Annotated in this window: 11 protein-coding genes; 4 read left to right on the top strand and 7 right to left on the bottom strand. The window is 64.1% G+C overall.

Annotated elements, in window-relative coordinates; genetic code table 11:
* Positions 1-444: 444 nt before the first annotated feature.
* Positions 445-1,080, bottom strand: coding sequence for an endonuclease III (gene nth, locus VEJ16_06405; GenBank protein HYB09281.1), 636 nt, complete (start codon positions 1,078-1,080; stop codon positions 445-447).
* Between the two features lie 89 nt (positions 1,081-1,169).
* Between nth and VEJ16_06400 the strand changes: the two genes are divergently transcribed.
* On the top strand, positions 1,170-1,718 hold the full coding sequence (locus VEJ16_06400; protein HYB09280.1) for a DUF2244 domain-containing protein: 549 nt from the start codon (positions 1,170-1,172) through the stop codon (positions 1,716-1,718).
* On the top strand, positions 1,715-2,290 hold the full coding sequence (locus VEJ16_06395; GenBank protein ID HYB09279.1) for a cysteine hydrolase family protein: 576 nt from the start codon (positions 1,715-1,717) through the stop codon (positions 2,288-2,290). Before VEJ16_06400 ends, VEJ16_06395 begins: the two co-directional genes overlap by 4 nt.
* On the opposite strand, the gene dapB is transcribed toward VEJ16_06395, so the two are convergent.
* The 3 genes from dapB to dnaK all read right to left on the bottom strand — a co-directional run bounded on the left by dapB (position 2,287) and on the right by dnaK (position 6,390).
* A complete protein-coding gene (gene dapB, locus VEJ16_06390; protein HYB09278.1) occupies positions 2,287-3,087 on the bottom strand; it encodes a 4-hydroxy-tetrahydrodipicolinate reductase in 801 nt (266 codons plus the stop codon). The genes VEJ16_06395 and dapB overlap by 4 nt on opposite strands.
* Before the next feature lie 108 nt (positions 3,088-3,195).
* Positions 3,196-4,335, bottom strand: coding sequence for a molecular chaperone DnaJ (dnaJ, locus tag VEJ16_06385; GenBank protein ID HYB09277.1), 1,140 nt, complete (start codon positions 4,333-4,335; stop codon positions 3,196-3,198).
* Between the two features lie 108 nt (positions 4,336-4,443).
* Positions 4,444-6,390, bottom strand: a complete 1,947-nt coding sequence (dnaK, locus tag VEJ16_06380; GenBank protein HYB09276.1) for a molecular chaperone DnaK — start codon at positions 6,388-6,390, stop codon at positions 4,444-4,446.
* 246 nt (positions 6,391-6,636) lie between these two features.
* Between dnaK and VEJ16_06375 the strand changes: the two genes are divergently transcribed.
* A complete protein-coding gene (locus VEJ16_06375) occupies positions 6,637-7,521 on the top strand; it encodes a DUF1848 domain-containing protein (GenBank protein ID HYB09275.1) in 885 nt (294 codons plus the stop codon).
* Positions 7,522-7,548: 27 nt separating this feature from the next.
* Here the strand turns inward: VEJ16_06375 and VEJ16_06370 are convergent, their stop codons facing one another.
* The 3 genes from VEJ16_06370 to hrcA are packed head-to-tail and all read right to left on the bottom strand — an operon-like array spanning position 7,549 to position 9,647.
* On the bottom strand, positions 7,549-7,755 hold the full coding sequence (locus VEJ16_06370) for a hypothetical protein (GenBank protein ID HYB09274.1): 207 nt from the start codon (positions 7,753-7,755) through the stop codon (positions 7,549-7,551).
* Between the two features lie 8 nt (positions 7,756-7,763).
* Positions 7,764-8,471 (bottom strand): nucleotide exchange factor GrpE, encoded by a 708-nt coding sequence (grpE, locus tag VEJ16_06365; GenBank protein ID HYB09273.1) that lies wholly within the window; start codon positions 8,469-8,471, stop codon positions 7,764-7,766.
* 33 nt (positions 8,472-8,504) lie between these two features.
* The gene (gene hrcA, locus VEJ16_06360) at positions 8,505-9,647 is read right to left on the bottom strand and encodes a heat-inducible transcriptional repressor HrcA (protein HYB09272.1); all 1,143 of its coding nucleotides are present in this window, start codon (positions 9,645-9,647) and stop codon (positions 8,505-8,507) included.
* A gap of 161 nt (positions 9,648-9,808) precedes the next feature.
* On the opposite strand from hrcA, the gene rph reads away from it, so the two are divergent.
* A partial coding sequence (rph, locus tag VEJ16_06355) for a ribonuclease PH (protein HYB09271.1) occupies positions 9,809-10,453 on the top strand: 645 nt, incomplete at its 3' end.

Here is a 10,453-nt window from a genome sequence, read left to right as displayed (position 1 = left end):
CGAGGTTGTAATGCAGTTCAGAGGGGTCGATGTCGCTCTGGGATGGCATGGCGCGACCGCGACGCTTTTGCTGCCACTCGGTGTGGAGTATTCCCAGTGCCAGCGGCAATGACTTGGTGGCGCAATCGAGTCGATGTTCCTTCATCAGCACGAAACCCATAGCTAGCCTCTGTCCCTTCTGCCATTGCCCGCGTCGGCCAGTTGGGTCTCAGGCTAAGTCCGCAGCGCATCGGTGTCGAATCCCGCACGCCGCCGAGTGGTCACGCCGGCCCTCGACGCGACGACGGCCTTACGCACGGGGCCAGCGCCGGCGGAATTCGAGGGCTTGCGTGCGCTCGTGCGCCCACGTCCATGCTCGTCCACATTGACATATTGGACAAATTTTGGGCACACAGACGGCCCGAATTACCAAGCGTTTGATTTAGCACGGTAAAAGCGCCCGCCCTAGGCCAAATTCTTCGCCTTGTAGCGGCAGAGATCGTTCACCACGCAGCGCGTGCATTCGGGCTTGCGCGCCTTGCAGACGTAACGGCCATGGAGGATCAGCCAGTGATGGGCGTGGAGCTTGTAGCGATCCGGCACGCGCTTGATCAGGTTCTGCTCGACCTCGAGCGGCGTCTTGCCAGGTGCGAGGCTGGTGCGATTGCCGACACGGAAGATATGCGTATCCACCGCAATCGTCGGCTGACCGAATGCGACATTGAGAACCACGTTGGCGGTCTTGCGCCCGACTCCCGGCAGCGCTTCGAGGGCGTCGCGCTCGCGCGGCACCTCGCCGCGATACTTCGCTACGAGGGTCTCGCTCAACTTGATGACGTTCTTGGCCTTGCTGTTATAAAGGCCGATGGTCTTGATGTAGCCGCGCAGCTTCGCCTCGCCGAGGGCCAGCATCCGTTCCGGCGTGTCCGCCACCTTGAAGAGCGCCTCGGTCGCCTTGTTGACGCTGGCATCCGTCGCTTGCGCCGAAAGCACCACGGAAACCAGAAGCGTGTAGGGACTTACAAAATCGAGCTCGCTCTGCGGATTCGGCCGTTCGGCGGCCAGGCGTTGAAAGAATTCCTCGATTTTCTCTTTTTTCATGGTGCCCGACTCTACCTTTCGCCGCCGTACTGGAAAAGCTCGCTTTCCGCATCTTTACGCGATGAAAACCGTCGCCATATGATAGCGCCATGAACCGATCGCCCGACTGCACCCTGCCTGACGCAGCACAGCCCCTTTTCTTCGACGCGGTGTTGACCCCGCACAGGAGCCTGAGCCCCCACGGATTCTGGATTCTGATGGCGCTTATTTGCGCAGCCAGCTTTCTTGCCGGCATTTTCTTCGTGCTTCACGGCGCCTGGCCGGTGACGGGTTTCTTCGGGCTCGACGTCCTCCTGCTCTACATCGCTTTCAAGGCGAGCTATCGCTCGGCCCGGCTGCGCGAGACCGTCAAGCTCTCGGCCGAGGCACTCGTCGTCGAACGCGTGGGCCTCAGCGGCAGGCGATCCTCTTGGACCTTCCAGCCCTATTGGTTGCGGATCGAAATCGACGACCCGCCGGATCACGGCAGCCAGCTCACGCTCTCATCGCATGGCCGCTCGCTTGCGATCGGCTCGTTCCTCTCCCCCGAGGAGCGGCTGGAGGTGGCGCAAGCGTTGCGCGCGGCCCTTCTCCGCTGGCGGGACCACGGGCGCGAGGCAGCCGTGCCGTCCGTACGCGAAACCTCGAGAGCCGTGTGAGCGTGGGCGAAATCCGGCTTCCCAAAAATACCGTGCTCTTGGTGATCGATCTCCAGAAAGCGATCGACCATCCGAGTTGGGGGCCGCGCAATAATCCCGATTGCGAGAAGGTCGTCGCGGAACTTCTCGCGACGTGGCGCGCGCGTGCGATGCCGATCATCCATATCCGCCACGATTCGCGCGAGCCTCGCTCCCACTATCGCCCGGGTCAAGTTGGCCACGGATTCAAACCCGAGACCGCACCCCTGCCGGGCGAGAAGGTCGTCGCGAAAGAAAGCAACAGCGCTTTCATCGGAACCGGCCTCGAGAATTTTCTTTCCGAGCGGGGCTACCGAACGCTCATCGTCACCGGCGTGATCACCAACAACTCGGTCGAGGCAACGGTGCGCATGGCGGGAAACCTCGGCTTCGACACCTATGTCGTGGCGGATGGATGCTTCACCGTCGACAAGCGCGATCTCTCGGGCGCGCTCCATCCCGCGGCCCGAGTCCATGCCATTTCGCTCGCCAATATGCATGGCGAGTATGCGACCGTCATCGAAAGCAGGGACGTGCTGGCGGCCTTGGCCTAAAGGCCAAGCACGTCGCGCATCGAATAGAGCCCGGCCGGCCGGCCTTGCGCCCAAAGGGCTGCGCGTACCGCACCTTGCGCATAGATCTGGCGTCCCGCGGCACGGTGGGTCAGCTCGATCCGCTCGCCATCGCCCGCGAAGATGACCGAATGGTCGCCGACGACGTCGCCGCCGCGCAATGCGGCGAAGCCGATCTTCCCCGGCTCGCGAGCGCCCGTGTGGCCGTCGCGCGCGCGCTGTGCCGCACCCTCGAACGCAACGCCGCGACCCTTGGCCGCGGCACGCCCGAGTCCGAGGGCGGTGCCAGAGGGCGCGTCCACCTTGTGGCGATGATGCATCTCGACGATCTCGATGTCGTAGCGCGGATCGAGCGTCGCCGCGACCTGCTCCACGAGTGCGAGGAGAAGATTGACGCCCACGCTCATGTTCGGGGACCAGACGATTGCGGCGTTGCGGGCCGCCGCCTCGATCGCCTTGGCGCCGTTCGCATCGATGCCCGTGGTGCCGATCACGTGCACGGTGCCGTTCGCGGCGGCAAGGGCGACGTGCTGGAGTGTCGCGGCCGGAGTGGTAAAATCCAGCACGGCATCGACGCGCGCAAAAAGCGCCGCGGGGTCGTCGCCGACGCGCAGACCGAGCGTGCCCAGCCCCGATAATTCCCCGAGATCGCGGCCGAGGACGGTATTCTTGCCCGGCGCCTCGGTGCCGCCCGCGAGCTTGCAGCCCTCCGTGCGCGCGATCTCGTGCACGAGCATCTGCCCCATGCGCCCGGCGCATCCGGCAACACCGATCAGCACATCCGCCATGGCAGCCTCCCTCGGCGCTCGAAACGCGCTGCAGGATTGACGATTACCACAGGGTCGCGTGTTGCGGGGAGCGGATTTGCCGAGAGAGCCGGCGAAATTTTACTCGGTCAGATCGTCCCAGAGTTCGCGGACTTTGGCAAAGAAGCCCGCGGACTCGGGGCTATTGGATTTGCCCCCACTCTGTTCCTCGAATTCCCGGAGGATTTCGCGCTGACGCTTGGAGAGGTTGACGGGCGTTTCGACGATGGCCTCGATCTGCATGTCGCCGCGCTGGTTCGAGCGCAAGACCGACATTCCTTTGCCGCGCAAGCGGAACTGATGTCCGGTCTGAGTACCGACCGGCACGTTTACGCGCGCGCGCGTGCCATCGATCGTCGGCACCTCGATTGGCCCACCAAGGCTCGCCGTCACCATCGGGATCGGTACGCGGCAGAAGATGTTCGCCCCCTCGCGCCGGAAAAAGAGATGGGGCTTGATCGAGAGGAAGATATAGAGATCGCCCGGCGGTGCGCCGCGCACACCGGCCTCGCCTTCGCCCGCCAATCTTATGCGCGTACCTTCCTCGACCCCCGGCGGGATCGTGACCGAGAGCATCTTGTCCCGCTGCACCCGGCCGGCCCCTTGGCAGGTCCGGCAGGGATCGCGGATCACGCGGCCGGTACCCTGGCAAGCGGGGCAGGTGCGTTCGATCGTGAAGAAACCCTGTTGTGCCCGCACGCGGCCGTGGCCATGGCATGTGCCGCAGGTGATCGGCTGTGCACCACCTTCGCCGCCCGTGCCGTGACATGCCTCGCATGATGTCGAGCTCGGCACGCGTATTTTGGCTTGGGTTCCGCGAAAAGCATCCTCGAGCGGGATCTCGAGGTTGTAGCGCATGTCGCCGCCACGCGCGGTACCCCCGCCGGCACGGCGGCGATTGCCGGTGAACTCGCCGAACATTTCATCGAAGATGTCGGCGAAGCCCGTGCTGAAGTCGAAGCCGGCGGAGCGGAAGCCCCCACCCGCACCGTTCGCCTCGAAGGCGGCATGGCCGAAGCGGTCGTAAGCAGCACGCTTCTGCGCGTCCTTGAGAATGTCGTAAGCCTCGTTTACGTCCTTGAATTTTTGCTCGGCCGCCTTGTCGCCCGGATTGCGATCGGGATGAAATTGCATGGCGAGCTTACGGTAGGCCTTCTTGAGGTCCTCCGGGCTGACGCTTTTACCGACGCCGAGTGTTTCGTAAAAATCGCCTTTGGCCATGTCGCTCCAATCCGGCCCTTAACCCCATAGGGAGCCGCCCCGGCAACAATCCGTTCCCGGGGCGGCGTCGACCTTCTTACGTCCGCGTCGGTCTCGTTTGCAACGGCCTTACGCGGACTTTTTGTTCTTGTCGTCGTCGACTTCCTCGAAGTCGGCGTCGACAACTTTCTCGCCCTTCTGGGCGCCGTCGCCGCCAGCACCGTCGCCCGTGGCACCGCCCGTCGGCCCGCCCGAGGAAGAAGCGCTTTCCTGGGAGGCCTTGTACATGGCCTCGCCGAGCTTCATCGAGGCTTGCATGAGGGTCTCGGTCTTGTTCTTGATGGCACCGGTATCCTCGCCCGCAAGCACGCCGCGGAGATCCTGTATGGCGCTCTCGATCGCCGTCTTCTCGGCGGCCGATATCTTGTCGCCATGCTCCTTGAGGCTGCGCTCGGTCGTGTGGATGAGGGCCTCGGCATGATTGCGCGCCTCGACGAGCTCGCGTTTCTTCTTGTCCTCGGTCGCGTGCGCCTCGGCTTCCTTGACCATGCGCTGAATGTCGGCTTCCCCAAGCCCGCCAGATGCCTGAATGCGGATCGCCTGCTCCTTGCCGGTCGCCTTGTCTTTGGCGGAGACATTGACGATGCCGTTCGCATCGATGTCGAACGTCACCTCGACTTGGGGCACGCCGCGCGGTGCGGGCGGCAAGCCGACGAGATCGAATTGCCCGAGCAGCTTGTTGTCGGACGCCATCTCGCGCTCGCCCTGGAAGACTCGGATCGTCACCGCCGTCTGATTGTCCTCGGCCGTCGAGAATACCTGGCCCTTGCGCGTCGGAATCGTCGTGTTGAGGTCGATCAGGCGCGTGAAGACGCCGCCCAGGGTCTCAATGCCCAGGGAAAGTGGCGTTACGTCGAGGAGGAGAACGTCCTTCACTTCGCCCTTGAGGACGCCCGCCTGGATCGCCGCACCGACCGCCACGACCTCATCGGGATTGACGCCGCGATGAGGCTCGCGCCCGAAGAAATTCTTGACCGTCTCGATCACCTTGGGCATGCGCGTCATGCCGCCAACGAGGACGACTTCATTGATCTCGGACGCCTTGAGACCGGCGTCCCTGAGGGCCGCCCGGCATGGCTCGATCGTGCGATCGATCAGCTCCTCGACCAGCGCTTCGAGCTTGGCGCGGGTGAGCTTGATATTGAGATGCTTGGGGCCGTTCTGGTCCGCCGTGATGAACGGCAGATTGACCTCCGTCTGATGCGCGCTCGACAACTCGATCTTCGCCTTCTCCGCCGCCTCCTTGAGGCGCTGCAGGGCCAGACGGTCCTTCCGCAGGTCGATGCCCTGCTCCTTTTTGAACTCGTCGGCCAGATAATCGATGACGCGCGCGTCGAAGTCCTCGCCACCGAGGAACGTGTCGCCGTTGGTCGATTTGACCTCGAAGACACCGTCGCCAATCTCGAGGATCGAGATATCGAAGGTCCCGCCGCCAAGGTCGTAGACCGCGATGACGCCGGAGCCTTTTTTCTCGAGACCGTAGGCGAGTGCCGCCGCCGTCGGTTCATTGATGATGCGGAGCACGTCGAGGCCGGCGATGCGGCCCGCGTCCTTGGTCGCCTGGCGTTGGGAGTCGTTGAAGTATGCCGGTACGGTGATGACGGCCTGCTCGACCTTCTCGCCCAGATACGCCTCGGCCGTCTCCTTCATCTTCTGGAGGGTGAAGGCGCTGATCTGGCTCGGCGAGTACTTCTTGCCGCGCGCCTCGACCCAGGCGTCGCCGTTGTCGCCCCTGATGATCTTGTAGGGGACGAGGTGCTTGTCCTTCTCGACCATCGGGTCGTCATAGCGGCGCCCGATCAGGCGTTTGATGGCGAAAAAGGTGTTCTCGGGATTCGTCACGGCCTGTCGCTTCGCCGCCTGCCCGACGAGACGCTCCCCGCTCTCGGCAAAGGCGACGATCGAGGGTGTCGTGCGCATCCCCTCGGCGTTCTCGATGACCTTCGCCTCCTTGCCCTCCATGACCGCAACGCAGGAGTTGGTCGTGCCGAGGTCGATTCCGATGATTTTTGCCATGTCCATTTACCTCTTGCGGCGGGACCGCAAAGCCTGATTCAGCGCTTTTTGGACCCCCGATCCATGTGCCCGGGATTTTTGCGGGCCAATGTTGACGAAAGATTACAAACCTCGGGCTGATATGGGGAGCCTTCGTGGCTGGAAAAAGGGGGTGGCGGTATTTCCGGGTGCGATTTGACGGCGAATCCGCCGCCGGCAGCGGGCCGAGCGCCCGTATTGCGCGAAATTTGGGTATATGATGCCCCCATGATCGTCTCCGCAAGCTACCGGACCGATATACCAGCCTTCTACGGGCGATGGTTCATGACGCGGCTCGACGCCGGCTTCGTCCGCACATTCAACCCCTATGGCGGGCAGAAGCATGACGTTGCCCTTGGCCGCGACGATGTCGACGGCTTCGTCTTTTGGACGCGAAATGCGGATCCCTTCATGGCAGCACTCCGGGAGATCCATCGTCGCGGTTATCCCTTCGTCGTGCAATTCACCGTCACGGGCTATCCAAAGCCGCTCGAGCGCTCGGTGATCGATGCCGGGCGGGCGATCGGCCAGATGCGCGCGATCGCCGCCGCCTTCGGCCCGCACGCCGTGGTCTGGCGCTACGACCCGATCGTGGTGAGCGATCTGACCCCGCCCGCATGGCATTTCGGGAATTTTGCGGTGCTGGCGCGGACGCTCACGGGTTCGGTCGACGAGGTCGTTGTGTCGTTCGTCGAGGTCTATCGCAAGACCAAGCGCAACCTGGATTCGGCTGCGCGCGCGTCGGGGTTTGCGTGGCACTGTCTCGAGCCCGACGCCAAGTGCAGACTCATTGCATCATTGGTCGAATTGGCGCGCGCGCACGGCATGCGTCTTTCGCTCTGCACCCAGCCGACCTTTGTCGTCGACGGCGCCGAAGCGGCTCGCTGCATCGACACGGCGCGATTGAGTGCTGTCGCCGGCTATGAAATCGTGGCGCAAACCAAGGGCAATCGCCCCGGGTGCTTCTGTGCCGAAAGCCGCGACATCGGGGCCTATGACACCTGCCCGCATGGCTGTGTCTACTGCTACGCGGTCAATTCCCGGGCGGCCACGCTCCGCAATCACGCAGCCCACGATCCGGCGAGCGCCTTCCTGATCGAGCGGCCCGGATAGTGCATTGCCTTCCCCGGATGCGGGCGGCTATTTGCCGCCCGGGGAGATCGGCGCGCAATTGGTCCGCCCTGACATCACGCAGTCCTGCAGCGCCGACATATCCCTGAGCTTGTGCGTCAAGAAAATACCGACAACGAGTAGCGCCGCAACGAGCGCCAGTGCCGCAAGGCCCGCATGCGGGGGCCGCCGATCCTCAGAGTCGTCGTCCGGTCGATCGGACTGGGGATCGGACATGGGCGACCTCAGACGGTCGTGTCGATGCGCGCAGCCGAGTCGTCGCCCGGGTCGTCCTTGGCGCCACCCGCGGGCACCTTGGCGACCCCGACCAGCGCCGGACGCAAGAGGCGATCATGGATGACGTAGCCGGGCGCCAAGACCTGCACGACCGTGCCGGCCGGTCGATCCGTGGTCGGGACTTCGAAGAGTGCCTGGTGGAAGTTATGGTCGAACGGCTGGCCGAGCGGATCGATCCGCTTGATGCCGTGGCGTTCGAGGATCGTTTGCGCTTCGCGCTCCACAAGCTCGACGCCAGCCGCGAGTTTTTCGAGAAGCTCGCTCGACGTGCGCCCCTCGGCCGGAATGCTTTCGAGCACGCGATGCAAGTTGTCGGGGATCGACAGAAAATCCCGCGCCATGTTGGCGACGGCGTACTTGGCGGTATCCTCGGATTCCTTCCTCGCACGGCGGCGGGTATTCTCCGCTTCGGCGAGTGCGCGAAGCATCTGATCCTTGAGCCCCGCGATTTCCTGTTCGAGCTTTGCGATCGTTTCACCGGCCGCCATCAAGTCGTCCACCGTCTGCTCGGCCGACGCTTCGCCCGGCGATATTCGGTCCTCGCGACCCTGCTCGATCTCGCCGTCTATCTCATTGCGCATTTGGGCCTCCTTGGCCTCGTCCTCGCCCTGCAAGTTCGTCATCTTGCCCGTCCCGTTGTCCTTGCTCTGAGCCATCTTGTCCCCAATCGATCGTCAACGCCCGTGTCGTCATCCGAGTACGCGGCCGATCATCTTCGCCGTGTAATCGACCATCGGAATGATGCGGGCATAATTCATGCGCGTCGGGCCGATCACGCCAATCGCGCCCACGATCCGCTCCCGGCTGTTTCCGAAGGGTGCGATGATCATGGAGCAGCCGGCATGAGCGAAGAGCTTGTTCTCGGCCCCGATGAAGATCTGAACGCCCTCGCCGCGTCCCGCCGCGTCGATGAGGCGCAGCAAGCTGTCCTTGGTCTCGAGGATCGTGAACAACTCGCGGATCGTTTCGAGATCCTCGACGGCGTGCACGTCGTCGAGCAGCTTCGACTGGCCTCGCACGATCAGCACACCCGCCGTACCTTCGCCGACCGGCACGGCGAGACCCGCCTCGACGACCTTGCGCGTGCGCTCATCCAACTCGGCGCGATGCGCTTCGAGCTCGGCGAGCACTTCGGCGCGCGCCTCATCCAGCGTGCGGCCCGCGAGCTTGGCGTTCAGGTAATTGCCGGCTTGAGCGAGGGCCGCGGCGGGCATGCCCGCGGGCAGATTGACGATCCGGTTCTCGACGAGACCGTCGTCGGTCACGAGAACGACGAGAGCCCGGCCATTTCCGATATTGACGAACTCGATATGGCGCAGCGCCACTTCGGTCTTGGGAGCTACCACGAGACCGGCGCAGTGGGAGAGGCCCGAAAGCATCTCCGTCGCCTCCTCGAGAACTTGGGGCAGCGTGCGGCCGGCGGCTTTGCACTGGCTTTCGATCGAGCGCCGCTCCTCCTCGCCCAGCCCGCCGATTTCCACCAACCCGTGAACGAAAAGGCGCAGGCCCGCCTCGGTCGGCAGCCGGCCCGCAGAGGTGTGCGGCGCATAGAGCAAGCCCAGTTCTTCGAGATCCGCCATGACGTTGCGGATCGTCGCCGGGGAGAGCTGCATGCCGAGCTGACGCGAGATGGTGCGGGAGCCGACGGGAGCGCCGGTCTCGAGATATCCGTCGATGATGCGCCGGAGAATCTCCCGCGCGCGCTCGTTGAGAGGTGGAATCTGTGTGCTCAGGGTTGCCTGCTTTTTGCTGGCGACCTCGCCTGCCTGTACCTCAATCGAGGAGGAAACTCGCGGCAGGCCGGGCGGAGGTCCAACGTAACGATCGGCCATAATGACGCCGGGGAATGTAGTAACTCGCCCTTTTGGCGTCAATGTCGGCCCCGGGCGGCGACCACCCCGGATGCCGACCGAGGCGCTCGTCCCGGAGTGGACACCGTCCCGCCGCGGCCTGTAGTTTAATCCGGTTCGAAGGCACCTCGAGGACCTCGCCCATGCGCCCTTCCGGCCGCGCCCCCGACCAGCTTCGCCTCGTCGAGCTTGTGCCGGGCTTCAACAAGTATGCGGAGGGCTCGTGCCTTGTGCGCTTCGGCGACACTCATGTGCTCTGCACGGCCTCGATCGAGGAGCGCGTACCGCCGCATCTGCGCAACAGCGGAACCGGCTGGGTCACCGCCGAATACGGGATGCTGCCCCGCTCCACCGGCACGCGTACCGACCGGGAGGCGGCACGCGGAAGGCAGAGCGGACGCACCCAGGAAATCCAGCGTCTCATCGGCCGATCGTTGCGCGCGGTGACCGATCTCAAGGGCTTCGGCGAGCGTTCCATCAAGCTCGATTGCGACGTGCTGCAGGCCGATGGCGGCACGCGGACCGCCGCCGTGACCGGCAGCTACGTCGCCCTGCATCTGGCGTTTCAACACCTCGTCCGGACGGGTCTACTCGACAAAGTTCCGCTCACGGACCAGGTGGCGGCGGTTTCCTGCGGCATCTTTCAAGGTCGGCCGATTCTCGATCTCGACTACGTCGAGGACAGTGCGGCCGACGCCGACGCCAACTTCGTGCTAACGGCAAGGGGCGGTATCGTCGAGGTTCAGGGGACCGCCGAGAAGCATCCGTTCGCGCGCGATATCTTCACG

This window comes from Alphaproteobacteria bacterium, from assembly GCA_035625915.1.
Lineage (GTDB): Bacteria > Pseudomonadota > Alphaproteobacteria > JACZXZ01 > JACZXZ01 > DATDHA01.
This window is presented reverse-complemented; position numbering and strand designations above follow the sequence as displayed.

Coding starts and splice junctions, on each gene's coding strand:
- nth (HYB09281.1), bottom strand. CDS start 1,080: ATGAAAAAAGAGAAAATCGAGGAATTCTTTCAACGCCTGGCCGCCGAA.
- VEJ16_06400 (HYB09280.1), top strand. CDS start 1,170: ATGAACCGATCGCCCGACTGCACCCTGCCTGACGCAGCACAGCCCCTT.
- dnaJ (HYB09277.1), bottom strand. CDS start 4,335: ATGGCCAAAGGCGATTTTTACGAAACACTCGGCGTCGGTAAAAGCGTC.
- dnaK (HYB09276.1), bottom strand. CDS start 6,390: ATGGCAAAAATCATCGGAATCGACCTCGGCACGACCAACTCCTGCGTT.
- VEJ16_06375 (HYB09275.1), top strand. CDS start 6,637: ATGATCGTCTCCGCAAGCTACCGGACCGATATACCAGCCTTCTACGGG.
- VEJ16_06370 (HYB09274.1), bottom strand. CDS start 7,755: ATGTCCGATCCCCAGTCCGATCGACCGGACGACGACTCTGAGGATCGG.
- grpE (HYB09273.1), bottom strand. CDS start 8,471: ATGGCTCAGAGCAAGGACAACGGGACGGGCAAGATGACGAACTTGCAG.
- hrcA (HYB09272.1), bottom strand. CDS start 9,647: ATGGCCGATCGTTACGTTGGACCTCCGCCCGGCCTGCCGCGAGTTTCC.